Source organism: Nocardia fodinahabitans (genome assembly GCF_052983615.1).
On record NZ_JBRJJC010000001.1, the window covers coordinates 6,452,071 to 6,477,238 of the forward strand.

Consider the following 25,168-nt stretch of genomic DNA (forward strand, 5'->3'; position numbering starts at 1 on the left):
GCGAAGGAGCCACTGAACTGGAGCGGATTGATCCTGTATTGCCGGATGTGGTTATGCCAGCAAATCCTGACGTCGTTTGTTGATGAATTCTGCCGTCAGGCGGGCACTACGAGGCCGCATCGGTCAATTTTGACGTCGGTGCCGGCCCGGCGTGCCGACTTCAGTTCGGGACTCGTCGTCAGAGGATCCGCTCGGCGGTGCGGCGTGCGCGCTGTGCGGAGTCGAGGTCGCCGTCGAGATGGGCGGCGGCGATTGCGCCGTCGAGGAGCTGAACAAGGCTGGCTGCCAGCTCGGGATCGCAGCGGTCGCCGAGGATCTTCGGAAACAGGCCGTTGATCCAGTTGCGGTGATAGGCAATCGTCTCGCGGATTCCGTCGTGGTGGGGGTATTCGGCGGCGGCGTTGACGAAGGGGCAGCCGCGGTAGCCGGGGGTATGGAACATCTCGTCGAACAGGTCGAAGACGGTCAATGCCTGCTCGGCGGGATCGGTCGCGCGGTGGGCGACTTCGGCTTCGACGCGAGCGCGCCAATTGTCGGTGCGGCGGCGCAGGTATGCCTGCACGAGGTCTTCCTTGGTGCGGAAGTGCACGTACATGGTCGATTTCGAGACTCCACTCTCGGCGATGACCCGGTCGATGGCGACAGCGCGGATCCCCTCGGCGTAGAACATCGCATCGGCGGTGTCGAGGAGTCGCTGCTGCACGGATGGGGGGCGAGTCGAGGTCGTCACCACACCACCCTATCGAACGAACTAGTTCGTTTGACAGCGGAGGCGGACTGGCTTAGGTTTCACTCGATCGAACTGAACGGTTCGGTTCGATTTGGAAGGTGGGGACGCCATGTCTCGTGTGAATCTGATCGATCCCTCTACCGCGACCGGTGCTGCCGCCGAGCAGTTGACGGCCACGCGCACCACCATGGGTGTGGTGCCGAACATGGCGAAAGCGCTGGCGAACAGCCCGGCAGCGCTGCGTGGGTTCCTCGGTATGTTCGGTGCGTTGAAGGCCGGGGTGCTGAGTGCGCCTGATCAGGAGCGGATCGCCTTGGCAGTTGCCGAGGCCAATGGTTGCTCCTACTGCCTGTCGGCTCACAGTGCCGTCTCGCGCAATGTCGTCAAGCTCGACGAGGCCGAGATCCAGGCCGCACGTCGCGGCGAGAGCGAGGATGCGCGCAGCGCGGCGATCTTGCGGCTGGCGCTGGCCGTCGTGGAGCGTCGAGGCCATATCGATGAGGCCGAATTCGAGGCTGCACGGTCGGCGGGGCTGTCGGATGAGCAGATCGTGGAGGTGGTCGCCAACGTCGCGCGCAACATTTTCACGAACTACGTCAACGAAGCTCTCGGAGTTGACGTCGAGTGGCCGCTGGTGACGCCGCTGTCGGCGGTCACTGCCTGACGGTCACCCGATATCCGGGTCGTCGAAGACCCTGGGTGGGCCACCGTGGACTGCTGCACAGTGTTGCAGAAAGGTGGCCTCACCTGGGATCTCTCGGTGAGTTTCGACATCACCTAGCGGCGGCTTGTGCGGGCGAGGCGGTAGGAGTCGGTGCCGGTTTCGATTGACTCGACGGTCAAGCGCCTGTTCGCCCGGCTCGTCGACGAGCACGGCATGGTTGGCGTCTCATACCAAACGGTCGGGGACTACGTGGCTGAGCGCAAACCGAAGATCAGTGCCGAGGCTGGTCATGGGCCCGCTGAGGTGTTCATCCGGCAGACTCACCGCCCCCGGTGAAGAGGCTGAGGTCGACTTCGGTGATGTCACTATCCGGCTGCGTGGCGAACTCGTGGTGGTGTGCCTGGCCACACTGCGGATGTCGTTCTCGGGCAAAGCCGTTCACCGTTGTTTCCTCTCGGCAGGTCAGGAAGCGCCACCCCACCCCGGTACTCGGCCTGCGACGCTCGACCTGACATCCCAGCTCGTTCGTCCCGCCGGATCGCCGCGTATAGCTCGACCTTTGATCGACGGGGCATCTGTGACCTTCCCACGCACGGTTCGGGATGAAGCACACGCATTCTCGCGCCGCAACCAAGATCACGACGTCAAAATTCGGCGATACGAACACCTTCGGACTGAGACCGATGTCGGCATCCACCGATAGATGACGTCACAAATCACCGACAGAACCACCGGATGCGAGTGACGATCTCGAAGACTGTCGACCCCTCGGCGCCTTCTTGCTGGTGGCCAAACCGATGCCGAAGCCGAGCACCGTGATCCCGAAGAAGCACAGCAGCAACCCGCCGATCTTCGCCTCGGCGTCGGTGTCCGGACTGCGCGCGGAGCGCGATGACCCGGCGACCACGGCGGCCGGGTCGACAATCGCCTGGATTCCGCCGACCAGCAGGACTCCCGCCACAAGGATCAGGGCGATACCACCGATCATGCGCTGTGTGGTACGGCGCGGGGGACCGAGGTCTTCGACAGATTCGGGGGCGTCGGAGGCTGACATGGCACGCAACCTATCAGCGGGTGCGGCGTGATCGGATGATTTATCGCGGCACGCGAGACCGTGATGGATGTTGGAAAGGGCAATTCGGCTGCCGGTCGTGGACCATATCCCCTAACGATCCAGTGCCAGGGGCGTCAGGATTGGGGTCCGGCGGGGTACCCGATTTCTGTATCGCGATTCGAGGACGTCATGATGGAAGCTCCTGAGAACCCCTATCCGGTGCGATTGCGGGGGGATCTGGATGAGCCGCTGTCGCGCTGGCTGTGGCTGGTCAAGTGGATCCTGGTGATTCCGCATGTCGTCGTCTTGTTCTTCCTGTGGGTCGCGTTCTTCCTGCTCACAGTGGTGGCCGGCGTCGCGATCCTTGTCACGGGCCGGTACCCGAGGTCGCTTTTCGACTTCAACGTCGGGGTCGTCCGGTGGTCGTGGCGAGTCCAGTTCTATTCCTTCGCGGCGTTGGGAACCGATCGGTATCCACCGTTCACGCTGCGCTCGACCGATTATCCCGCTGACTTCCATGTCGCGTATCCGGAGCGCTTGTCCCGGTCGCTGGTGCTGTTCAAATGGTGGCTGCTGGCGATTCCGCACTATGCGATCGCACTCGCGATGACCGGCGGCAGTGTCGGATTCGGTAGCGAAACCGGTGTCACCACTATTCCGCTGCTCGGGGTCCTGGTCGTGATCGCGGCGGTGATCCTGCTGTTCACCGCGAGGTATCCACATCGGCTTTTCGATTTCGTGCTCGGCATCAACCGGTGGCTGTATCGGGTCGTCGCGTACGCGGGGCTGATGCGGGACGAATATCCGCCGTTCCGGCTCGACCAGGGCCCGCGCGAGCCAGTCGGTTCAGACCCGGTGCCGACCGTGTAGTCGACGGCGGGAACTGCCGCATCAGTGGAAGCGAGCTTCACCCGGGCGTGCCGCGCGGTCTAGGGTACGTCGCAACTCGGGCAGAGGTCTTGATCGCTACCGGGTGGTCGTGAGTGGGGGTGTCCTGGTCAGAGCTCGTCCTCCGCGTGAGCGGTGGAAGCAGTGCCGCTTGCGGGTCGCGGCTCGGAAGATATTGCCGTGGAAGTTGTTTCGAGGATTTCTGCCAGGGGAAGCCGAGGTGTCATCGGTTCCCCCGATGGTGTGGTGGCCACTACGCCCGTACGAATCAGGATCTGTGGTTTTCCGGCACGCCCGGTCAACTCGTCGATAGCGGCCCGGCCGTGGGGGAGTTCGGTGAGGTTGGTCAGTGGGCAGGTAGCCAGTCCCAGGAGCGTGCACTCGAGTAGCAGGGTCGAGACGACCTCGCCGCAGCGGAGGACCTCCTCGGGGGAGTCACCGTCGGTGGTCAGGACCAGCACCATCGAATGATCGACGTCGGGGCCCGACTCCGGTGCGGAATCCGGAAACGCCGGAAAGCTGCGATCGACGCCCACTCGTCGGTGATCCTCCGGGGTGGGCAGCGCTTGCGGTGGAACCCCCTCGGCGGCGAACTCATGTCCTGTCCACCAGTGCAGTTCTGCCTGGTACCCGGCGTCGTAGCGGCGGATCGCCGCGCTCGCTCGCGCAGCATGGGCGAGTGCTGGGCGGCTGTCGTCGGCGAGAACATCCAGCACGGCATCGGCAGGAGAGAACGAGGCACGCAGTACGGATTCGACATCGGTCCATGCCGGTGGCGCCAGGAACGGCCGTCGATCGGTCCGGCGCCGGGAAATCGCGTCCGCGCGGGTCAGATCGGCGTCGGTGACGAAGTCGGCTCGCTGGAAGGAGATGGTCGCGAGGTGGACTCGTCGATTCGGGTCGGGGAATCTGGTGATGCTCGACCGCCAGCCCGCGGCGGCCATCGCCACCCGGAAGTGGTCCAAGGCGATGCCACAGCTGAGCAGCATCTGTCTGCCCGAGGTGTCTGTCGAGGGCAACATGCGCTCGGGTACGGAAAAGAGGCGCATCGTCTGCCCGTCGAAGGACCACCGCCAGGGCTGGGTGTTGTGCAGTGACGGAGCGCGTCCGGCAACACGAACGGCCTCGTCGACAGTCTCTCCGGTCGGTACGTTGTCCATAGCTCGACGGTAGGTGCGCGTGCGCGCGGGCATCAGTGCCATTCGCCCCGGACACCTGCGCCATTGGACCCGAGTGCTGTCGTGGCGAACACCGGGCGCAGCCGTCGCGACGGCGCCCGGTTCATCGGCGGGTCAATGGCCGGGGAGGTGAACGGGGACGTTGCGGTCCAGCTCATCGAGCCATGCCTTCGCCGAGGCATCGCTGGGAGCACGCCAATCCCCGCGGGGGGACAGGGAACCGCCCGAGCCCACTTTGGGCGCGTTGGGCAAGGTCGACCGTTTGAATTGGCTGGTCTGGATGAACCGGCGCAGAAACTCCGCGAGCCAGTACTTGATCGCGGGCAGGTCGTATTCGTGGCGGTGCTGCTCGGGAATGGCATCGGGCCATCGTCCTCGCGTGCGATCGCCCCACGCCTGATAGGCGAGATAGGCGACTCGGCTCGGACGAGCGCCGAAACGCAACAGCTGATAGAGATGGAAATCCTGCAGTTCGTAGGGACCGACCACGTCTTCGGAGCTCTGTATCGGCGCGCCTTCCGGCACCGGGACCAATTCCGGCGAAATTCGTGTGTCGAGCACGGACCGGAGAACCGCACTGGCGTCCGGGCCGAGATCGCCGCGCTCGGCGTTCCAGGAAATCAGGTGTTCGATGAGGGTCTTCGGTACCGAGGCATTCACGCTGTAGTGCGCCATCTGATCGCCGACACCGAAAGTGCACCACCCCAGCGCGAGCTCGCTGAGATCGCCGGTGCCGACTACCAAGCCGCGGTGCATGTTCGCCAACCGGAACAGGTGTGCGGTGCGTTCGCCGGCCTGCACGTTTTCGTAGGTGATGTCGTACTGTGCTGTGCCATCGGCCGCGGGGTGTCCCAGGTCGCGCAGCATCTGCCGGGCGGAGCCGGTGATATCGATTTCGTGAGCGGTAGCTCCGAGAGCCCGCATCAACCGGCGTGCGTTCTCCAGCGTCGCGGTACTCGTGGCGAAGCCCGGCATGGTGTAAGCCAGCACATTCGACCGCGGCAGCCCCAGCCGATCCATGGTCCGGATCGCGACGATCAGCGCGAGTGTGGAATCGAGGCCGCCGGAGACTCCGATGACCGGGTGCTGTGATCCGGTCGCGGCCATCCGGGTGCTCAGCCCTGCGACCTGGATGTGGTGCACCTCGGCACACCGTTCGTCCCGGCTGTGTGGGTCGACGGGGACGTAGGGGAATCGTGGGATGTCGCGTCGAAGCACGGGCGCGGTGTCGGGGATCGGCAGGGCGATCGGGATGCGCCGGAACCGCCGCACGCGTTCTCGGTGGTCGGTGGCGTTGTCGGTGAAGCTGGTCATGCGCAAGCGATCCGCGGCGAGGCGCTGTAGATCGATATCGGCGCTGACCAGTTGCGGTTCGGTGCCGAATCGGGTGCCCTCCGCGAGCACGTTCCCGTTTTCGCAGATCATCGCCTGGCCGTCCCACGCCATATCGGTGGTGGACTCGCCATGCCCGGCGGAGGTGTAGAGGTAGGCGGCGACGTTGCGGGCCGAGGTCGCCACGCAGAGCTCGCGCCGGTACTCCGCCTTGCCGACCACGATGTTGCTGGCCGATAGGTTGGCCAGGACGGTCGCGCCGGACAATGCCGCGAAGACGCTGGGCGGCGCCGGAACCCAGCTGTCCTGACAGATCTCCAGGTGCAACACGAACCCGTCGAGATTCGACGCCTCGAACAACAAGTCCGCCCCGAACGGTACGCGCTGCCCGGCGATGTCGAGGTGGTCGTCGACCGCGTCGCGGGCGGCGGCGAACTGCCGTTTTTCGTAGAATTCCTGAAAGTTCGGCAGGTAGCTCTTCGGTACCACTCCCACTACCTGCCCGCCGTTGATGGCAACAGCGCAATTGAACAGGCGGCCGTGCGCGCGTATCGGCGCACCTACCACCATGACGGTGGCGATGTCGGAACTCAGCGCGATCAGCCGTTCCAAAGCCGACCGCACAGCGGTGTCCAATGCGTCCTGGTGGAATAGATCGTCGGCGGTGTAGCTGGACAGACCCAATTCCGGGAAGACCGTGACAACGACGTCATCGTCGGCTGCCTGCCGGGCCAAGCGCAGTGTGTGCTCGGCGTTATAGGCCGGATCCGCCACACCGACTGTCGGAACAGCGACCGCGACGCGGGCGAAACCATGGCGATACAGGCTCCGAAAAGGCCATTCCTCCGTCACGACGTCCCACTCCGTCAATGCAGCTGCAAGGTGTGTTTGCCTTCGTCCATCGCGCGGCGTACCTCGGTTCGGGACAGGTGATAGCTGCCGCACTCACAGGAGGCCGGGAGTTGGTCGTCGATGAGCGGTCCGCCGTTCAGCAGATCGATATAGCGGGTCCCGTGCGTGGCGCCGTGGTGTGGTTCGTCGACGAAATCCCGCTGTCCGTGCGCATGCGGACCGACGAGTGATTCGTACACGGCGCCCGCGGAGGTGTCGAACACGGCGGCGACGTGGTGGCTGCGACCGCAACGTACGCGCAGGAGTGTGCGGTTGTCGCGGTCGGCGCCGAGTTCGGCGACCGCGAGGCGGGCGACCCGGTGGCGTTCGGAGGGGCTCGAGGCCCTGTCGGTGTTCATGGAATCCTTTCCTTTCGCTGGGTCTGCCGGGGATTCCGGCGGATCGGATACATCAGTCATCTCTGCCGCCGGTTCGCGGTGTCTTCGACTTGGCAGGGTCTGGTGGGCGCAGGTGCTCGGTGAACCACATCGCCGACAGATAGGACTCCCATTGGGCGAGTTGGCTGCCGGTCGGCCGGCGCCCGGGCGCGGACATGTCTGTGACGCGGTGTTCGCAGCGCATGCTCGCGGCCGCGGAACGGTTGTGTGCCAGCACTTGTCGATCTCCGCCGCCGATCAGCAACAGCGTCGGAGCGGTGATTCGGGCCAGCCGGGCACCTGCCAGATCCGGGCGCCCGCCTCTGATGACAACGGCCTCGATCCGGCTGTGCGGTTCGGCGGCAGCCCACAGCGCCACTGGCGCGTCCGAGCCGAGGCCGAAGTAGCCGACAGGGAGTTCGCGGCACACTGTCGTCCACAGCCAGCGCCGGGTTGCGGTCAATCGGCTGCCGAGCAGACGGACGTCGAAGATCCTGTCGATGTTGTGGTGTTCGGTCGGCGACAGCAGGTCGACGGTCACCGAGGCGAGTCGGTGGCTTGCCAGGGACTGGGCGAGGACGACATTGCGTCGGTCGCTTCGGGTGCTCCCGCTGCCGTGCGCGACGACGACCACTCCGAGTGCCTGCGGTGGCACCCGTAGCCGTCCGAGTAGGTCTATTCCTGCGGCGTCGATCGTCACTTCGAGGTCATATGCGAGGACAGGATCGACATTGTGAGCGAGAGTCACCTTTTCCTCCTGGATCCGATGCCAGTCAGTCTCGATCCGCGCACGTGGTCGCGAAAAGTGCCACAGGTCGCCAACCCATGAGTCGCACGGCCCTCGAATGGCGGGCACCGGACGAAGGGGGGAGTCGATCGGGTTCACCGCACCCGAGTACGAACAGTGTGCGGTCTCGCAGTGACAAACGACCATCCAGGCAGGGCCTGCGGGCTCTAGGCCCGCACCCCCGGATTTTGATCGGATCGAGGTATCCGAGACAACAACCGAGGAGCCGAACATGAGTAATCTGCCTGCCCACCGGCACCGCCTGTTTCCTGCGGTGAACGACTGGCTGACCGGGTTCCCGCCGGTCGAGAACCTTCGCCCGCTCTTCGAAGGCCGGCTCATCAAGGTCGAGGAGGAGATCTCCGACGACAAGTACCTGCTGCGAGCGGAACTCCCTGGTGTCGATCCGGCGAAGGATATCGCCGTCACCGTGCGCGAGGGCGTGCTGACCATCACGGCCGAGCGTAGTGAGCGCAAGGAGACCAAAGGTCGCACCGAGTTCGGATACGGCTCGTTCACCCGCTCGATCGCCCTGCCCGCCGGTGCGGCCGAAGACGACATCTCCGCCAAGTACGACCAAGGCATCCTCACCGTCTCGATCCCGGTGACCGAGCCCGAGAAGGCCCAAGAACGTCATATCGCCGTCGAATCGGGCGGGTAACAGCAGATCACCCGAGTGACGGTCGGGAACACGCGTCGTCTCGGGCTCCGGGGTGAGAAACCGTCCGATAAGCAAGGAGGCACGTTATGCATGCGAAACCAGGTGACTGGCTCGTTGTCGAGGGACACACCGTCGGTGGCGCCGTCCGGCGGGGGCTGATCGAAGAGGTCCACTCACCAGACGGGTCGCCGCCCTACCTGGTGCATTGGACCGATGACGGTCATCGGGCGCTGACCTTTCCCGGGCCCGACGCTTATGTGCTCACCGGGTCCGAATTGCGGGCACAGGAGGAGGTCGCGGCCGCGCGATTCTCCTCGATGCAGCATCAGCCGAGCCATCCGGTCTGAGCGAGGGCGCCGATCCCTCCGTCGAGGCGAGGATGAAAGGACGGACATGACCGAACCCGGCACCCCGCGCACCGACACGATCGCCGTCGGATCGACGAGCACACGGGGCTCGCGATCTGGTCGGGCGAATCTGCGCGACTACGAATCGACCTGTCGCGAGTTCTCCTGGGACGCGGCGCGCTCGCAGCTCGCCGGGCTGCCGGGCGGCGGTCTCAACATCGCCTACGAGGCTGTCGACAGGCATGCCGCGGGTCCCAGAGCACACTCGATCGCGTTGCGCTGGCTGCGCGCCGACGGCGGCGTGGTGGAATCGAGCTACGCCGAGCTGGCCGAGGCGAGCAGCCGGTTCGCGAATGTATTGCGGGCACAGGGGATTCAGCGCGGCGAACGGGTCGGAGTACTGCTGGGCCGTTGTCCCGAACTCTATGTCGCGGTCCTGGGCATCTTGAAGGCCGGATGTGTGGTCGCGCCGATGTTCTCGGCGTTCGGTCCGGAGCCTGTCCGACAGCGGCTCGACATCGCGGGCGCCGCGGCGTTGATCACCTCCGAGCTGCTCTATCGGCGCAAGGTGGCGCCGATCCGGGACGCGGTGCCCGCCCTCCGGACGGTGCTGCTCACCGATGGCGGGGCCGGGGGCGTCGACCTGCCCGCTGCCATGGCCGCGGCCGACCCGGACTTCGAGATCACACCTACCACCGCCGACGACCCCGCCCTGCTGCATTTCACCAGCGGTACGACGGGACAACCCAAAGGGGCACTGCACGTCCACGGTGCGGTGCTCGCGCACATCGTGACCGCACGGTTCGCCTTGGATCTGCAGGACGGGGACATCTTCTGGTGCACGGCAGATCCCGGCTGGGTCACCGGGATGTCCTACGGCGTCATCGCGCCCCTGTGTCTGGGCGTCACCCTGATCAGCGACGAGAGCGAGTTCGATGCCCGGCGGTGGTACCGAATTCTGACGGACCAGCGAGTATCGGTGTGGTACACGGCGCCTACCGCGCTGCGCATGCTCATGCGGAGCGGAGATACTTTGCCCGAAGGCACCGACTTGGGGAGTCTGCGGTTCATCGCCAGTGTGGGGGAGCCGCTGAACCCAGAGGTGGTGGTGTGGGGTGAGCGGGTCCTCGGCCATCCCGTGCACGACAACTGGTGGCAGACCGAGACGGGCGCGATCATGATCGCCAACTTCGCTGCCGCGCAGGTGAGACCCGGATCGATGGGCCGACCGCTGCCCGGTATCGAGGCGGCCGTGGTGCGACGTGGTGCGAATGGGCGTGTGCTGGTCCGTGACGGCACGATCGATGTCGCCGGAGTGGGCGAGATCGGCGAGCTCGCGTTGCGCGCGGGCTGGCCGTCGATGTTCCGTGCCTACTGGGACCAGCCTGAGCGGTATCAGCGATGTTTTGTCGACGGGTGGTATCTCAGCGGCGATCTGGCTCGCCGTGACGGTGCGGGCTACTACTGGTTCGTCGGGCGCGCCGACGATGTGATCAAGTCGGCCGGACACCTGGTCGGGCCGTTCGAGGTCGAGAGCGCCCTGATGCAGCATCCCGCGGTCGCCGAAGCCGGTGTCATCGGCACGCCTGATCCCGTCGCCGGAGAAGTGGTCAAGGCATTCGTGTTGCTGCGGTCCGGTGTTCGTCCGTCGGAGGAGTTGCGATCCGAACTGACTGCGTTCGGCAGGCGCGCGCTCGGCGCGGTGGCGCCCAAGCAGGTCGAATTCGTTGCCGGCCTTCCACACACTCGCAGCGGAAAGGTCATGCGGCGGCTGCTGAAGGCGCGCGAACTCGGCCTGCCCGAGGGCGATGTCTCGACCTTGGAGGATGCGCCGTGACCCGCACCGACTACCCGCCGGACAGCGCGCAGCGCATCGATCTGCTGCGTCAGATGGTCCGCATCCGCCGATTCGAGGAACGCTGCGTCCAGCTCTACAGCGAAGGAACCATTCGAGGTTTTCTCCACCTGTACATCGGTGAGGAGGCGGTCGCGGCGGGCGTGCTCAGTTCCCTCAGGCCGGAGGACGCGGTTGTCTCGACCTATCGCGAGCACGGGCACGCGCTCGCCCGTGGTGTCCCGATGAGCGCGATCATGGCCGAGATGTACGGCCGCGTGAGCGGTTGTAGCCGCGGGCACGGCGGATCGATGCACCTGTTCGATGCCGAACGTCGCTTCTACGGCGGCAACGCCATCGTCGCCGGGCGGCCTGCCGATCGCGGTGGGCCTGGCCCTGGCGGACGCCGTCCGAGAACGACCCGGCGTGACAGTGTGCCTGTTCGGTGACGGGGCGATGGCCGAGGGCGAGTTCCACGAATCGCTGAACCTGGCCGCGCTGTGGCGGCTTCCCGTGCTGTTCGCGTGCGAGAACAACCGATACGCGATGGGCACGGCCCTCGCCCGCGAACACGCTGTCACCGACTTGGCCCTGCGCGCAGCTTCCTACGGCCTGCCCGCATGGCCGGTCGACGGCATGGATGCCTGCGCGGTAGCTGCCGCGACCGACCGGGCCGTGGCCACTATCCGGGGAGGCGGCGGACCGTGTTTTCTCGAGTTGCGCACCTACCGCTTTCGCGCGCATTCGCTGTACGACGCGGACCGCTATCGCGACAAGGCCGAGATCGCACAATGGGTCCGGCGGGATCCGATTCCCGCGCTGTTCGCCCGCCTACGCGACGCGGGTGATCTACGTGACGACGACCTCGAATCGCTCCAGCGGGCCGCCGACGACGAAATCGATGCCGCCGTCGCCGTGGCCGACGCTGCCCCCATCGAACCGGTCGAAGATCTGACGCGCTACGTATACACGGAGTCGGCATGACAACGACGACTTATCGGGACGCTGTCCGGGAAGCGTTGCGTGAGGCCCTCATCCGAGACGAACGGGTCTTCCTGATGGGGGAGGACGTCGGCGCCTACGGCGGTTGCTTCGGCGTCAGCCGGGGTCTGCTCGACGAATTCGGCCCGGACCGGGTCAGGGACACCCCGTTGAGCGAGTCGGGCTTCGTCGGCGCCGGTATCGGCGCGGCACTCGGGGGTTTGCGGCCCGTCGTCGAGATCATGACCGTGAATTTCAGCCTCCTGGCCCTGGACCAGATCCTCAACAACGCGGCCACGCTGCGCCACATGTCCGGCGGACAGCTGTCGGTCCCACTGGTCATCCGTATGGCCACCGGCGCGGGACGGCAGCTGGCCGCCCAGCATTCACACAGCCTGGAATCCTTCTACGCCCACATTCCCGGGCTTCGCGTGGTCTCGGCCGCGACGGTCGCCGACGCCCGCGGCATGCTGTGGACAGCGCTGCAAGACCCGGACCCCGTGGTGATCTTCGAGCCGATCGCCCTGTACAACAGCCAGGCGGATCTCGACGAGAGCGCAGGCGCGACCGATACCACGCGGGCACGGATCACGCGCCGTGGCTCAGAGGTCACCGTGGTGGCTTACGGTGGCGCGCTGCGGGTGGCCGAGGCAGCCGCGGAAGAAGTGGCTGCCGACGGCATCGATGCCGAGGTCATAGATCTGCGGGTCCTGCGACCGCTGGACGAGGCGACATTGCTGGAATCGCTGGGCCGCACTCATCGACTCGTCATCGTCGATGAGGGATGGCGCAGTGTGGGGATCGCCGCCGAGATCGCCGCTCGCGCCGCGGAGGACGCCTACTACGAGCTCGATGCCCCCGTGCGCCGCGTGTGCACGGCCGAGGTTCCGATCCCCTATGCCGAACACTTGGAGCGAGCCGCGTTACCCCAGGTGTCCGACGTGGTCACCACGGTGCGTGAGGTGGTGGAGTGATGGCCGAGTTCCGCATGCCGTCGCTGGGGGCGGATATGGAAGAGGGCACCTTGCTGGAATGGCGCGTCGGCCCCGGCGATGTCGTGCACAAGGGCGATATCGTCGCGGAGGTCGATACCACCAAGGCCGCGATCGAGGTGGAATGCTTCGAAGACGGCACCATCGGGCAACTGCTCGTGCCGGAAGGCACCACCGTGCCGGTAGGCACCGTACTTGCGACGATTCGACCGGTAGCCGACCACCCTGCCACCGAGCTTCCTTCCTCCCGGGAGCAGGCCGCACGCGACACCGCGCCGCGGGCGGTCATCAGCACGACACCGATCGACCAGGCGCGGGCCACTCCGCTGGTTCAGCGGTTGGCGCAGGAGGCGGGTATCGACCTGTCGAGTGTGCACGGTTCCGGGCCGGAGGGACGCGTCCTGCGCGGTGACATCGAGAGCGCTGTCGCCGCGCAGGGCAGTGCCCCCACCGACACGTCCGGGGCGCCTCGGCGGGCGCACGCGCCCGAATCCCACTCGACCGACGATGGTGCGCATCCGTCGACCCATACTCGCGCCTCCGGACGTGCCCGTGACCTGGCAACCCGACGCGGTATCGATCTCTCCGCTCTGCACGGCACCGGACCCGGCGGCGCGATCAGCTCCCGCGATGTCGAGGAGGCGACGCCTGGTGGCGGGAAGCCGGTGATCGCTGCCGAGGATGCCACGCCCCCGCGGTCGAGCAACGGGCCGCGGGATCGGGCCGCGATGCGCCGAGCTGTCAGCACTGCGATGGCACGGTCCAAGCAGACCATCCCGCACTACTATCTCTCCGCCACCGTAGATCTCGATGCCGCGACCACGTGGTTGCACGCAGTGAACGAGGCCGCGCCCGTGCAGGATCGGATGATCATGGCGGCGGTGCAGTTGCGTGCGGTGGCGCTGGCCGCGCGCGCCGTGCCCGAGGTCAACGGCCACTGGTTCGACGGCGGGTTCCGCCCATCCGGGTCCGTCGACCTCGGTGTCATCGTCTCCCTGCGCGGGGGTGGCCTGATCGCTCCCACGATCGTCGCCGCCGACACGATCCCGCTCCGTGAGCTCATGGTTCGGCTGCGCGGCGCCGTCGACCGGGCACGTTCGGCACGGCTGCTGTCCTCGGATGCCGCGCCGGCGAGCATCACCGTCACGAATCTGGGCGACCTGGGCGTGGACACGGTATTCGGGGTGATTCCCCCACCACAAGTGGCGATCGTCGGCCTCGGAGCCGTCAGCGAGCGACCATGCGCGGTGAATGGGCTGCTGGGAGTCCGCCCACAGGTGACGACAACCCTGTCCGCCGACCATCGCGCGAGCGATGGCGCGGTGGGTGCGCGCTTTCTCAACACGCTCGGCGACCTGCTGCAACGCCCGGAGCAGTTGTGAACTCAGAGAGGTGTGAACGACATGTCCGATACGTTGTCTCGCGAAACGGCGGAGGCGACCGTTCGAAGCGCGCTACGCGGCTTCGCGACAGCCGCAGATCTGGCGGCCCTGCCCACCGATGCTCCTTTGCGCACCACCCTCGACCTGGATTCCCTGGATTTCTTGACTTTCGTCGAGCGGCTCACGACGGCGACGGGTCTCCGCATCGACGAGATCGACTATCCGAACTTGGCGACCATCGGCACGTGCGTCGAGTTTCTCGCGACACGAGCCTGAACGTCTGTGTTGCGCGCGTCCCACCGGGCATCGGTGAGGTGGGCTAGACGGTCGATTCGTCGGCGCGCTGCTGCAGCCATTCCGTGAGCGGCATCGTCGAGGGCGCGGGGTCTGCGATGATCTCGACGTCGTCGACGCCGTTGACAGTGAGTACGAGCTCGGAGATGGTGCGCTGCTCGTCCGCATCCGCGAAGCGTCCCCGGATGATCGCTCGGCCCTCGGCGATCTCCACCGACCATTGCCGTCTGCTGCCGACATAGTTGTCGAGCAGGGCGCGGATGTCGGTTTCCACCGCTGCGGTATCGCGAACAAGGGCGCGCAGCAGGTCGCGGCGAGCGACGATGCCGACGAGCACGCCGGCCTCGACCACCGGCATCGACCGCAGGCTTCTGGCGAGCATCCGGGCGGCGATGGTGGAGATGTCCGTACTCGGCCTGACCACCTCGACCGGGACCGTCATCACTGCCTCCACGCTCGCGGTCTCGCCCGCGATGCTGGCGGCCAGCGCATTGCTTTCGGACAGTATGCCGATCACGCGGTCCTGGTCGTCGACGACCGGCAGTGCGGCGAACCCGCCTTCGGTCAGCAGGGGAATAGCGTCGGGTAACGGTGTGTCGGGTCGGACTGTGACAACCGGCCGGCTGAGAATATCGCGGGCATACACGAGATTCACCTCCAGGAACGAACCAGGTGCCGAGTTCGGCGACCCTGATGAATGGGCTGAGTTGTCGTGCTGGTCGTCCCAGCACGGATGTGCTCGTTTCGAACCTCCTATCTGCCATCTCAGTCCACGCCCCGCCGCACAGCTAGTGGCGAAAGGCCCCGGCGAATCAGCCGTAGGTAACTGGACGCGATGCTGAACATGGTGGCGCCGTCGGGCCCGGCGACCGGCCGGGGTGCTGTCGGCGGGACTACTTCGATCGGGCGCGTAGTCGATCGCGTTCGGCGCGCAGGGTGGCCACGGTGTCTTCGAGTTCGAGGATGCGAGCCACTGCGGTCAGGTTGATGCCTTCGCTGGTGAGGGTGGTGATGCGGTGTAGGCGGGTGAGGTCGTCGCCGCTGTAGCGGCGGGTGCCGCCGGCGCTGCGAGCGGGGGTGAGCAGGCCGTGTTGTTCGTAGAGGCGCAGGGTCTGGACTCCGATGCCTGCCAGCTCCGCGGCTACGGAGATCGCATACACCGCCTGTGCTGCCGGTATGGGGTCGTGCGGGGAGACCATCTGCGTCCTCACCTCGATTCTGTGCTTCTCCATCAGATTACTTGGTTCTGGTACTTGCACTCATCTGGGTCGAGTGCTAAATAATATCTATGTCGGATGACAGAGGTTATCTGATGACAATCCTACCGAGAATGGAGTGAGTTGGAGGTGGCGACCATGTTGATGCGCACCGATCCTTTCCGTGATCTGGACCGGTGGACCCAGCAGGTGTTCGGCACAGCAGCGCAGCCGGCGGCGATGCCGATGGACGCCTGGCGCGACGGCGACGAGTTCGTCGTCGAGTTCGATCTGCCCGGGATCGACCCGGATTCCCTCGACCTCGATGTCGAACGCAATGTGGTGACCGTGCGAGCCTCCCGGCCGGGTCTGGACGCGAATCGGTCGATGATCGCCGCGGAACGCCCGCGCGGGGTGTTCAGCCGCCAGTTGTTCCTCGGCGAGAGCCTCGATACCGACCAGATCCGCGCCGACTACCGCAATGGGGTTCTGCGCCTGTCGATTCCGGTCGCGGAGAAGGCCAAGCCCCGCAAGATCGAAATCGCCCGAGACAGCGAACGTCAGGCCATCGACGCCTGAGCCGGTGATGGAGGTCGACGATGTCAGCCTCGATCATCAACAGCGACAACGACACCGGCCTCGGGCGAGTGTGGTGGTACGACACCGAGCTGGTGGCGCTCGATCCCGACTACGCGGCCCTGGTCGCCGAGATCGACGCCATCGGCGCCCGGGTGCGATGGTGTCAGTCCCGTCGGCGTGAGCCGCCGCGGCACCGCCCGGCATCTCCCGTGGCGCCGGGTCTGCGATCGAGTGGGTGGCCGGCGGCGCGGGTAGCGGCCACCCAGCGCAGCCCTCCGCCGCTCGGATAGCGGGCGCGTCCACTGATTTTCGACCGATCCGGTATCGAAAGTGAGGTGATGGGTATCGACCGATCCCCGAAAAACTCTTCCAGTGAGCTCGATCCGACTCCCCTCGAGTCCGGTGGCCGAACCCTGGCGGGGGTTCGGCCACCGGCTCCAGCCCCGTCCGACAGAGATTTCGAGGAGGACCCGATGACCGTCCTACCGACCGCCTCGCCGGCCGACCGCGCCGATCAGGAGGCCTTCGTCTTCGACGCCGACCGCGAGCTGGGTCTCGATGTCACCGCGGTGCACGCCGGCGAGTCGGCCCACGGCATCGACACCGCTGACCTGTCCGACCGTATCGACCAAGCATGGAGTGTTCCCTGTGTCGACGACGACATCTCTTGCCTCGCCTACTGATCCGGACCCGCACCGGCATCCTGCCACCGACTCCACGTCCTGGCAGCCGGGCTGGGTCGACTGGTTCGACGCCGAGAAGGGGTTCGGATTCCTGACCCCGGACCGGGGTGGGCCCGCCGTGTTCTGCGACTACACCGCCATCGAGGCGCCTGGCTACAAGACATTGCGCGCCGGACAACGCGTGGTCTTCGCCGTGGCCGACACCGCCCGCGGGCCCGAAGCCGTCCGGGTCCTGACCTACGACGAACCCGTCGTCGAGACCGCCGAGCCGACCCCGCTGCGGTGGGGCCGCGCCCGGTCGCTGTCGTGGTCGCACCGACCCCGCTGCCGGCGCGCGCGGGCCGCCTGACTCCATGTCCCGATCAACTGCGAGGTAGATCCATGCCCACCGAGAACGCCGCCGCCCGAAAGGACACGTCCGCAGCTGTCGAGCCGAGTGTGATCTGCTGGCCTGAACCCAGCCCCCTGGATACGTGGTGGACCGAGATCATGGACGGCGTGCCCCCGCCGACCGCGGTGACCGCCCGCGTGTGACATCAGATCGACCGCTCGGCACCGACTCCCGCTAGTGGAAAAAATCTGTTGTGTCGGGTGTAGACATTCTCGATGCAGGGATATACAGTCGGTGTCGTTCCGGTTGAGAGATCAGATGGCCGGGCAGGTGAACTGCCCGGGACGACAGTTCGACCGTCCCCTCCGGCGGAGAAGAGAATCCGGTGCACCCGGCCGGACCGCCGGAGGGGACGAAGACCGTGAACCGCAGGCAGTACCGCAGGTAGAACCGACGATCTTGGAGGTGGTGGCCACTGAGCAGTCATTTACCAGTCCCGCATCCCGGGAGAACTCGGATGCGGTGTCTCAGATCGGCCTCCCCGGCCGGTGCAGTGAAATCAATCCCTCAGTCGTAAATCCAAGGCCCCGGCGCCCAGCGCCGGGGCCTTCCGGCGTTGAACCCGAGAGGCCTCGTGCAGCACCCGAACATCGATCCCGCCGACGGTCCCAGCGCCGCGGACAAACTCGACGACGACACCTACCCCGCCTACAGCATGGGCCGCGCCGCGGAGATCCTCGGCGTCACCCAGGCGTTCCTGCGCGGCCTCGACGCCGCCCGGCTGCTGACCCCGCAACGCTCGGCGGGTGGGCACCGCCGCTACTCGCGCTATCAACTGCGCATCGCCGCGCGCGTGCGCGAACTCGTCGATGCCGGTAACGCGCTGGAGGCGTCGTGCCGGATCGTGATCCTCGAGGATCAGCTCGCCGAGGCCCAGCTCATCAACACCGACCTGCGGCGCGAACTCGACAACCGCGGCGAGGACTGACGGTCCGAAACCGTTGTACGAGGTCGATTCACGGCGCAGTCCACCGTCCGTGCGTGGGAGGGATCGTTCAAGACGAAGGTACCGTCTCGGCCCACCCCACCGGCAGCTGTAAGGCGCAGACCTCGGGCAACATCGACGGCACGGCGCTGGCCCAGGCGGGCTTCGTGGTGGCGGCCACCGAGATCGACCGCCGGATCGAGGCGCTGGGCACCGTCGTCGGCAGCAATGTCGGCCGGCTGATGCGTGAGGGCTTCTCGGAGTACAACCCGATGGGGATGCTCGAGGCGATCGCCGCGCAGCGCACCGCCGAGGCGCGCGGCCAAGCCCAGGTGATCAACGATCTGCTGCCGCCGTCGGTCGCGGCGGCCAAGCAGGCCGGCGTCACCGATATCGATGTCCTCGAGGCCAACGACTACTACAAGACCGATCGCGGCCAGGCCCGCGGCGGCAAGACCAGCTTCAACTTCGGTCGTCAGGCCGCGCTGGCCGATGGGGACGCCTACGACTGCGTCGAGGTCTTCCTGACCCAGCCGCTGTGCGTGGTGATCGGCGACAAGCCGGGCGCGTTCGCTCGCAGCGGCTGAGCATGGAGCTCTACGGTCGCGCCGCATCGAAGGACAAGCAGCTGACCAAGACGATCGCCCGCTACGGACGCGTCGATCTGCTCTGCATCGACGAGCTCGGCTACATGGAACTCGACCGCCGCGGGGCGGAACTGCTGTTCCAGGTCCTCACCGAACGCGAGGAGAAGAACTCCGTGGCCATCGCCTCCAACGAGTCGTTCTCCGGCTGGACGAAGGCATTCACCGACCCGCGGCTCTGCGCCGCGATCGTCGATCGGCTCACCTTCGGCGGCCACATCATCGAAACCGGCACCGATTCCTACCGTCTCGCCCGCACGGCCCAGGCCGCAGCCACAGCACGCTGACGTCACAATTCACCGATAGATCCCAGCTCGAGGCATAAATTTCGCGGCGTCACCAGCGGTCGTCGCAATTCTCGAACACGTTGACTCGCCCCCGGAATCCTGAAGCTGGCCCCAACCCCAACGTGGATTCGGGGGGACTGCGTGATTCGTCTGCTCTTGCTGCCGGGTGGGTGTTTCATAGGTGACCGCCTATGAAACACGCTGCACGGATGGGGCTGTGCAGGGCGTCCCCTTACCGTTGGCGGGCGCGGAGTTCACTGATGTCGGCGGTCTGATCGTTTCTCGGCGGCATCGAGTGCGGGTGCGAGTAGAGCGAGTGAGGTGCGCAGTAGTTCCGGCAACGCGCCGGACGGTACGACGAGTCCGCTGGCCGCCGGAGAAGTGATGGTCTGCAGCCATTGTTCGAGGGCGACACGAACCGCGGCGGCCACGCCGGCCGCGAGCACGTGGGCGGTATGCGGGTCTGTGCCTCCGAGGCGTTCGGCGATCGCGTCGGTGAGGGGCTGTTCGATCGCGGTGGAGGCGTGGACAAATGCGTCACGCAGTGCGGGGCGGGTGGTGATCAGCAGCAGCGTGTCGCGCCCGGACTCGCTCTGTGTCGTGTACTGATCCACGATCGAGTCGATGACGGCGTCGGCGAGACGCACGGTGGCCGGCCGGGCTTTCACCGCCGCCGCGACCCGTGTTTCCCGCTCGGTGGTGACAGCGGCGACGATCGCCTGTTCGCGACTGGAGAAGTAGTTGTTGTAGGTCCGTGGTGAGACGCCGGCGGCCTCGGCGATGTCGTCGACGCGCACGTTGTCCGGCCCGCGCTCGAGCGCCAGCCGAAGCGCCGCCTCACGCAATGCCTCCCGGGTGGCCTGCTTTTTTTGTTCGCGCAACCCTCGCCGTTGTGTCACGGTCTCAGCATCTCACCATCGAGTGCGTGCGCGCAAATTTGCGTGCACGCATGTTTTGGCTTTAGCCTGGCGGCCATACCCTCAGCCCTAAGGAACCGATCGATGAGAAGCAAGGGCATCAGCTACGACACCGGCTTCATCAGCAACGGTGCGCTCTCTCGTGTGCGCTTCGACCTGGACGAGGTCGAGCGTGAGCTGCGCATCATCCGAGACGACCTGCACGGCACCGCGGTCCGTGTCGTCGGTGGTGATTCCGAGCGGCTGGAACGTGCCACGACCGTCGCCGCCGACCTCGGCCTGGAGGTCTGGTTCTCGCCCTACCCGCTCGAGTTGACCGCGGAGGAGATGCTGTCGCTGTTTGCCGACTGCGCCGAGCGGATCGGTGAGCTCAGCACGCGGGTCAACGACTTCCTCGCCACCGCTGTGAGGGTCGTCCGCGAACGTTTCGGCGGCAAAGTCACCTATGCCGCCATCCCGCTCGAGCGCGTCGACTGGGAGCTTTTCGACATCATCGGCATGGATCTCTACCGGTCGGCCGAGGTCGCCGACCAATTCGCCGCAGGCGTCCGCACTCTCGTCGCGCAGGGAAAGCCGGTCGCGATCACGGAGTTCGGCACCGCCGCCTACCGCGACGCGGGCGAGCGGGGCGGTCGCGTGCTGGAGGTGGTCGAGTACAGCGAGGACACCGGTGCGCCCCTCCGGCTGACCGGCGAGTTCGTCCGCGATAGCTTCCCGCACCGTCGCGGGGGCGACCCCCGTGACGACCTCGACCTGGCCAGCCTCGGCATCGTCAAAGTCCTGGAGAACCGCCGTGGAGACACCTATCCCGGCCTGCCCTGGGAATCCAAGGCGGCCTTCACCGCCCTTGGCGAGTACTACCGCGGCTGACTACGTCGTGGCTCGAACAGAAGGAGAAATGCACTCGTGAGCGTCGATGTTGTGATCAGCGGAGGTGGCCCCAACGGGCTGATGCTGGCCTGCGAGCTGAGCTTGGCTGGGGTCCGGCCTCTCGTGTTGGAGCGGCTGGCCGAACCGAGCGAGGAACCGAAAGCCAATGGCCTGCTTGGCCAGGTCGTGCAACTGGTGGACCGGCGGGGCTTGTATGAGCAGCTCAGCGGCAGTGCGGCACCGCCGCAGCCGAACTCCACCTACTTTATGTTCGCCGCGATGGCGCTCGATCTGAGCCTGCTCGACGACAGCCCGATCTACGGTCTGGCCGCCCCGCAGCGCCGCATCACGCAGGTTCTGGAACAGCGTGCTGTCGAGCTCGGCACGCAGATCCGGCGCGGACACGAGGTCGTCGGCCTGGCGCAGGATGACGGTGCTGTCACCGTGGACGTCGCGGGCCCGGACGGAACCTACCAGCTGCGGACCCGTTATCTCGTCGGCGCGGACGGGGCGCACAGTCTCACCCGCAAGCTGTCCGGCATCGGATTCCCCGGTGTCAGCTACGACCGCACGACCAGCCGGGCCGCACATGCAACCATCCCGTCCGACTGGGTGGACCCGACAACCGGTGCGTTGAGTGTGCCCGGCTACGGGACCGTCCAGCCGTTCCTGCCGCTACGCACCGAACGCGGAGGTTTCTCCTACGCACCGTTTCCCGGGCAGCCGCCACTGATCAGCACCACAGAGTGGGACCAGCCCGAAACCGACGCTCCCATGAGCCTCGACGAGCTCCAGGCGAGCGTTGGTCGAGTACTCGCCGCCGAGCTGCCACTGGGTCAACTCTCCGGTCAGGGCCCGCACGTACTGCGCCGACTCAGCGGTGGCAACACCCGAATCGCCGACCGATTCCGAGACCGCCGCGTGTTCCTCATCGGCGACGCCGCCCACATCTACACCGCAGGAGGCGGCCCGGGACTCAACCTCGGTCTGCAGGACGCAGCCAACCTCGGCTGGAAACTCGCCGCCGCCATCCTCGGCAACGCCCCGGCCGGGCTGCTGGACACCTACGAAACCGAACGCCGGCAAGCCGCCTCCCGCATGGTCACCTATGCCCAAGCACAATCCGCGCTGATCGCCCCGGGCAGCGATGTCACCGCCCTGCGCACCCTGTTCACCGAACTACTGCGCGACCAGAACACCGTGCAGCGTCTCGCCGCCCTCACCGCAGGCACCGACATCCGCTACGACATGGGCGGACCCGACACCCACCCGCTCATCGGCCGGTTCGCCCCGGACATGCAACTGCACACCCCGAACGGGCCAGTCCGGCTGGCCGAGCTGACCAGGACCGCACGGCCACTGCTCCTCGACCTGACCGGCGACACGGGCCTGGCGGAAACGGTTCCCGAATGGCACGACCAACTCGACGTCGTCGCCGCGCGCCCTCAACCCGGATCGCCCACCGCCCTGCTCCTCCGCTCGGACGGCTACGTCGCCTGGGCCACCGCGTCACCCCACCCGGACGCCGCGGACCGACAGGAGCTCCGCGCGGCTCTGCAACGCTGGCTCCGCCCCACCGACCCCGCTCGCACCTGACCGTCGAGGTCGACACCTCGTAGCCGTCGAATCACGCAGTCCCCGAAGCTACTTTGGGGCGGGGGCGAGCTTCAGGATTCCGGGGCCGACTCACAGCGATCTGCTCGCTGCAGCCATCGACCTACGCCGGCGGATCGTCTCATTCCGAGACTACGTCGGGCACGCGGCAGTGACGTCACTTTTCCTCGTCACGATCACCTCGGTCTGCTCCCGCGTGACGTCGATATTCGCCGACAAACGACGCCGGTATTCACTGGCACAACCAGGCGTCGCAGCGGCACACCGTCGAACGCCGCTGTGCCCGGCTGATCGACGAGCGCGGCAGGGACGAAGTGTCGTATCAGGCGGGCCGCGCACGACCGCGACCACGGCCGGACCGCAGGCGGACTCGCTATTCGGCGATGAGCAGTCGGATCATGCCGGGGATTCCGAGGAGCGTGTGGTGAGCAGGTCGGTGAACTCCTCGGCGTAGGCCAGATGGCGGCGCAGCCGTTCCGCGCTGTCGGCGGCCTTGTCCCGGAAAGCGAGCAGATCCGCCTGTGCCACCGCGCGCGCGGCAGGGTCGGCCGAGGCGTCGTCGAGCACGTCGATCGCGTCGAGCAACTGCTTCATCTCCGCCAGGGTGAAGCCGAGCGGCTTCATGCGGCGGATGACCAGCATCCGATCGACATCGGCCTCGGTGTAGAGGCGAAACCCGCCACCCGAGCGGGCCGAGGGTTGGACCAGCCCGACCTCGTCCCAATGGCGGATCGACTTGAGCGAGAGCTCGGTCCGCTCGGCTACCTGCCCGATCTGCAGGTAGCCGCTGGTGTCGGCGCCCATGTCAGTGCCCGCCGACCAGGTGCCCGGACAATCGGTCGTGACGGGCTTCCGAGGCCGCGTTGAGCCCGATGATCTCCACGTTCTTGCCCTTGGCGGCGTATTTGGTGGTGATCGCGTCCAGGGTGGCCACGGTCGAGGCGTCCCAGATGTGTGCATCCGACATGTCGATGACGATATTGGCCGGATCGTCCACGTAGTCGAACTGGTAGACCAGGTCGTTGCTCGAGGCGAAGAACAACTCACCGCGCACCTTGTACACGCGGGTGTCGATCGCGCCGTCATGATCGGCATCGGACTCGGAAACCTTGTCGACCTCGGTGAAGTGCGCGACTCGATGAGCGAAGGCGACCATCGCGGTCAGCACACCGGCGATCACCCCGTAGGCGAGATTGTGGGTCGCCACGGTGACCGCGACGGTGACCAACATGACCGTGGTCTCCGCGATCGGCATGCGCCGCAGTGTTTTCGGGGCGATCGAGTGCCAGTCCATGGTGCCGACCGAGACCATGATCATCACCGCGACCAGTGCCGCCATCGGGATCAACGCGACCACGTCACCGAGTCCGACGACCAGGATCAGCAGGAACACGCCGGCCAGGAACGTCGAGATGCGGGTGCGGGCCCCGGAGGACTTCACGTTGATCATGGTCTGGCCGATCATCGCGCAACCGCCCATGCCACCGAAGAAGCCGGTGACGATGTTGGCCACGCCCTGGCCCCAGCCTTCGCGGGTCTTGTCGGAGTGTGTGTCGGTGATGTCGTCGACCAGTTTGGCCGTCATCAGCGATTCGAGCAGGCCGACCAGGGCCATCGCCAGCGCGTAGGGTGCGATGATCTTCAGCGTGTCGAGGGTGAACGGGACGTCCGGGATCAGCCAGCTCGGCAGGCTCGACGGCAGCTCGCCCTCGTCACCGACGTTGGGCACGTTGAGCGAGAACACGATGGTGGCCGCGGTGAGCAGCACGATCGCCACCAGCGGAGCGGGAACCACAGTCGACAGCTTGGGCAAGAACACCATGATCACGATGCCGATCGCGACCATCGGATACACCAGCCACGGCACCCCGAGCAGATGCGGGATCTGCGCTGCGAAGATCAAGATGGCCAGGGCGTTGACGAAGCCGACCATCACACTGCGCGGAATGAACCGCATCAGTCGCGCGACACCGACCACGCTGAGCACGATCTGCAACACACCGGCCAGGAGGACCGTGGCGATCAGATAGTTCAGGCCATGCTGTGCGACCACTGGGGCGACCACCAGCGCGACCGCGCCGGTCGCGGCCGAGATCATCGCCCGGCGACCACCGACGATCGCGATGGTGACCGCCATTGTGAACGAGGCGAACAGGCCGACGCTCGGGTCGACACCGGCGATGATCGAGAACGAGATCGCCTCCGGGATCAGCGCCAGCGCGACCACCAATCCAGCCAGCACCTCGGTCCGCAGTCGGTTCGGGCTGCGCAACGCCGCCAGCACCGAACCCTCGTCGGATGGTCGATGTGTCGTCGACACCATCGGGGAACTCCAATCCATGGGATCACGCGCACGCGAGCACACGCGGCGAACGCGAAATCGGCCGCCAGGGTGAAAGTCGTCGGGAGTGCGAGTCGGTGACCCATCATGGGTGACGAGCTGATCGCGTCGGCCACACAGCCGGACACCTCGACATCAGCTACCGCTCAGCGAGCAGAACTCTACCCTCACGGGAGGGTAGGGTGGCAACCGGGGAAGATGAATCGTGTCGTATCTCGCATCTACCTGCTCGTCGGTGGTTTCGAGCGCGTGGACTCGGCGAGCTCACCCACCGACGACGGGCGCCGAGCGAGGCGTTCGGTGATCGCCCAGGATCACTAGGTCTTTGG

Annotated in this window: 27 protein-coding genes and 3 pseudogenes; 19 read left to right on the forward strand and 11 right to left on the reverse strand. The window is 66.4% G+C overall.

Going from position 1 to position 25,168, the window contains the following annotated elements; genetic code table 11:
• Positions 1–178: 178 nt before the first annotated feature.
• A complete protein-coding gene (locus tag NV348_RS30390; RefSeq protein WP_447149926.1) occupies positions 179–730 on the reverse strand; it encodes a TetR/AcrR family transcriptional regulator in 552 nt (183 codons plus the stop codon).
• Between the two features lie 118 nt (positions 731–848).
• On the opposite strand from NV348_RS30390, the gene NV348_RS30395 reads away from it, so the two are divergent.
• Positions 849–1,394, forward strand: coding sequence for a carboxymuconolactone decarboxylase family protein (locus NV348_RS30395; protein ID WP_447149927.1), 546 nt, complete (start codon positions 849–851; stop codon positions 1,392–1,394).
• Positions 1,395–2,103: 709 nt separating this feature from the next.
• Here the strand turns inward: NV348_RS30395 and NV348_RS30400 are convergent.
• A complete protein-coding gene (locus NV348_RS30400; protein ID WP_447149928.1) occupies positions 2,104–2,382 on the reverse strand; it encodes a hypothetical protein in 279 nt (92 codons plus the stop codon).
• Between the two features lie 279 nt (positions 2,383–2,661).
• Between NV348_RS30400 and NV348_RS30405 the strand changes: the two are divergent.
• A pseudogene (locus NV348_RS30405) lies at positions 2,662–3,318 on the forward strand (DUF4389 domain-containing protein); the annotation flags it as partial.
• A 128-nt stretch (positions 3,319–3,446) separates the two neighbouring features.
• Here the strand turns inward: NV348_RS30405 and NV348_RS30410 are convergent.
• The 4 genes from NV348_RS30410 to NV348_RS30425 form a co-directional block, all read right to left on the reverse strand.
• Positions 3,447–4,496 (reverse strand): Acg family FMN-binding oxidoreductase, encoded by a 1,050-nt coding sequence (locus NV348_RS30410; RefSeq protein WP_447149929.1) that lies wholly within the window; start codon positions 4,494–4,496, stop codon positions 3,447–3,449.
• Between the two features lie 132 nt (positions 4,497–4,628).
• Positions 4,629–6,698, reverse strand: coding sequence for an NAD(+) synthase (locus NV348_RS30415; RefSeq protein WP_447149930.1), 2,070 nt, complete (start codon positions 6,696–6,698; stop codon positions 4,629–4,631).
• A gap of 14 nt (positions 6,699–6,712) precedes the next feature.
• On the reverse strand, positions 6,713–7,096 hold the full coding sequence (locus tag NV348_RS30420) for a hypothetical protein (RefSeq protein ID WP_447149931.1): 384 nt from the start codon (positions 7,094–7,096) through the stop codon (positions 6,713–6,715).
• 52 nt (positions 7,097–7,148) lie between these two features.
• Positions 7,149–7,862 carry a dienelactone hydrolase family protein gene (locus tag NV348_RS30425; protein WP_447149932.1) on the reverse strand — a complete coding sequence of 238 codons (714 nt, stop codon included), beginning with the start codon at positions 7,860–7,862 and terminating at the stop codon, positions 7,149–7,151.
• Positions 7,863–8,133: 271 nt separating this feature from the next.
• Between NV348_RS30425 and NV348_RS30430 the strand changes: the two genes are divergently transcribed.
• The 7 genes and pseudogenes from NV348_RS30430 to NV348_RS30460 all read left to right on the forward strand — a co-directional run bounded on the left by NV348_RS30430 (position 8,134) and on the right by NV348_RS30460 (position 14,374).
• On the forward strand, positions 8,134–8,562 hold the full coding sequence (locus NV348_RS30430; RefSeq protein ID WP_447149933.1) for an Hsp20/alpha crystallin family protein: 429 nt from the start codon (positions 8,134–8,136) through the stop codon (positions 8,560–8,562).
• A gap of 86 nt (positions 8,563–8,648) precedes the next feature.
• Entirely contained in the window at positions 8,649–8,909 is a 261-nt protein-coding gene (locus NV348_RS30435) for a DUF1918 domain-containing protein (RefSeq protein ID WP_447149934.1), read from the forward strand.
• Positions 8,910–8,955: 46 nt separating this feature from the next.
• Complete coding sequence (acsA, locus tag NV348_RS30440) at positions 8,956–10,746, forward strand: acetate--CoA ligase (RefSeq protein WP_447149935.1); 1,791 nt, start codon at positions 8,956–8,958, stop codon at positions 10,744–10,746.
• A 53-nt stretch (positions 10,747–10,799) separates the two neighbouring features.
• A pseudogene (gene pdhA, locus NV348_RS30445) lies at positions 10,800–11,727 on the forward strand (pyruvate dehydrogenase (acetyl-transferring) E1 component subunit alpha).
• The gene (locus NV348_RS30450; RefSeq protein WP_447149936.1) at positions 11,724–12,698 is read left to right on the forward strand and encodes an alpha-ketoacid dehydrogenase subunit beta; all 975 of its coding nucleotides are present in this window, start codon (positions 11,724–11,726) and stop codon (positions 12,696–12,698) included. Before pdhA ends, NV348_RS30450 begins: the two are co-directional and overlap by 4 nt.
• A complete protein-coding gene (locus NV348_RS30455) occupies positions 12,698–14,098 on the forward strand; it encodes a dihydrolipoamide acetyltransferase family protein (RefSeq protein WP_447149937.1) in 1,401 nt (466 codons plus the stop codon). Before NV348_RS30450 ends, NV348_RS30455 begins: the two co-directional genes overlap by 1 nt.
• Before the next feature lie 21 nt (positions 14,099–14,119).
• On the forward strand, positions 14,120–14,374 hold the full coding sequence (locus NV348_RS30460; protein WP_447149938.1) for an acyl carrier protein: 255 nt from the start codon (positions 14,120–14,122) through the stop codon (positions 14,372–14,374).
• A 43-nt stretch (positions 14,375–14,417) separates the two neighbouring features.
• On the opposite strand, the gene NV348_RS30465 is transcribed toward NV348_RS30460, so the two are convergent.
• Both NV348_RS30465 and NV348_RS30470 read right to left on the reverse strand, forming a co-directional pair.
• The gene (locus tag NV348_RS30465; protein ID WP_447149939.1) at positions 14,418–15,038 is read right to left on the reverse strand and encodes a CBS domain-containing protein; all 621 of its coding nucleotides are present in this window, start codon (positions 15,036–15,038) and stop codon (positions 14,418–14,420) included.
• 247 nt (positions 15,039–15,285) lie between these two features.
• Positions 15,286–15,591, reverse strand: a complete 306-nt coding sequence (locus tag NV348_RS30470; protein ID WP_447151191.1) for a MerR family transcriptional regulator — start codon at positions 15,589–15,591, stop codon at positions 15,286–15,288.
• A gap of 156 nt (positions 15,592–15,747) precedes the next feature.
• Here NV348_RS30470 and NV348_RS30475 point away from each other — a divergent pair, with 156 nt between their 5' ends.
• From NV348_RS30475 to NV348_RS30510, 8 genes and pseudogenes are all read left to right on the forward strand, one after another.
• Positions 15,748–16,167 (forward strand): Hsp20/alpha crystallin family protein, encoded by a 420-nt coding sequence (locus NV348_RS30475; RefSeq protein ID WP_447149940.1) that lies wholly within the window; start codon positions 15,748–15,750, stop codon positions 16,165–16,167.
• A 20-nt stretch (positions 16,168–16,187) separates the two neighbouring features.
• Positions 16,188–16,457 (forward strand): hypothetical protein, encoded by a 270-nt coding sequence (locus NV348_RS30480; protein ID WP_447149941.1) that lies wholly within the window; start codon positions 16,188–16,190, stop codon positions 16,455–16,457.
• 183 nt (positions 16,458–16,640) lie between these two features.
• Entirely contained in the window at positions 16,641–16,850 is a 210-nt protein-coding gene (locus NV348_RS30485) for an Rv3202a family protein (RefSeq protein ID WP_447149942.1), read from the forward strand.
• On the forward strand, positions 16,816–17,199 hold the full coding sequence (locus tag NV348_RS30490) for a cold-shock protein (RefSeq protein ID WP_447149943.1): 384 nt from the start codon (positions 16,816–16,818) through the stop codon (positions 17,197–17,199). The genes NV348_RS30485 and NV348_RS30490 overlap by 35 nt, the downstream gene beginning before the upstream one ends.
• A 32-nt stretch (positions 17,200–17,231) precedes the next feature.
• On the forward strand, positions 17,232–17,384 hold the full coding sequence (locus NV348_RS30495; protein WP_447149944.1) for a hypothetical protein: 153 nt from the start codon (positions 17,232–17,234) through the stop codon (positions 17,382–17,384).
• Positions 17,385–17,815: 431 nt separating this feature from the next.
• Positions 17,816–18,169 carry a MerR family transcriptional regulator gene (locus tag NV348_RS30500; RefSeq protein WP_447149252.1) on the forward strand — a complete coding sequence of 118 codons (354 nt, stop codon included), beginning with the start codon at positions 17,816–17,818 and terminating at the stop codon, positions 18,167–18,169.
• A gap of 53 nt (positions 18,170–18,222) precedes the next feature.
• Positions 18,223–18,753: a hypothetical protein gene (locus NV348_RS30505; RefSeq protein ID WP_447149945.1), complete on the forward strand. Its 531-nt coding sequence runs from the start codon at positions 18,223–18,225 to the stop codon at positions 18,751–18,753.
• Between the two features lie 23 nt (positions 18,754–18,776).
• A pseudogene (locus tag NV348_RS30510) lies at positions 18,777–19,097 on the forward strand (ATP-binding protein); the annotation flags it as partial.
• A gap of 254 nt (positions 19,098–19,351) precedes the next feature.
• On the opposite strand, the gene NV348_RS30515 reads toward NV348_RS30510, so the two are convergent.
• Positions 19,352–19,996, reverse strand: a complete 645-nt coding sequence (locus NV348_RS30515; RefSeq protein ID WP_447149946.1) for a TetR/AcrR family transcriptional regulator — start codon at positions 19,994–19,996, stop codon at positions 19,352–19,354.
• Positions 19,997–20,098: 102 nt separating this feature from the next.
• Here NV348_RS30515 and NV348_RS30520 point away from each other — a divergent pair, with 102 nt between their 5' ends.
• A complete protein-coding gene (locus NV348_RS30520) occupies positions 20,099–20,884 on the forward strand; it encodes a glycoside hydrolase family 113 protein (RefSeq protein ID WP_447149947.1) in 786 nt (261 codons plus the stop codon).
• Between the two features lie 36 nt (positions 20,885–20,920).
• Entirely contained in the window at positions 20,921–22,480 is a 1,560-nt protein-coding gene (locus NV348_RS30525) for an FAD-dependent monooxygenase (RefSeq protein ID WP_447149948.1), read from the forward strand.
• Positions 22,481–22,894: 414 nt separating this feature from the next.
• On the opposite strand, the gene NV348_RS30530 is transcribed toward NV348_RS30525, so the two are convergent.
• Together NV348_RS30530 and NV348_RS30535 are read right to left on the reverse strand one after the other, a co-directional pair.
• Positions 22,895–23,302 (reverse strand): MerR family transcriptional regulator, encoded by a 408-nt coding sequence (locus NV348_RS30530; protein ID WP_447149949.1) that lies wholly within the window; start codon positions 23,300–23,302, stop codon positions 22,895–22,897.
• A 1-nt stretch (position 23,303) separates the two neighbouring features.
• On the reverse strand, positions 23,304–24,821 hold the full coding sequence (locus tag NV348_RS30535; protein ID WP_447149950.1) for a SulP family inorganic anion transporter: 1,518 nt from the start codon (positions 24,819–24,821) through the stop codon (positions 23,304–23,306).
• Between the last annotated feature and the right edge of the window lie 347 nt (positions 24,822–25,168).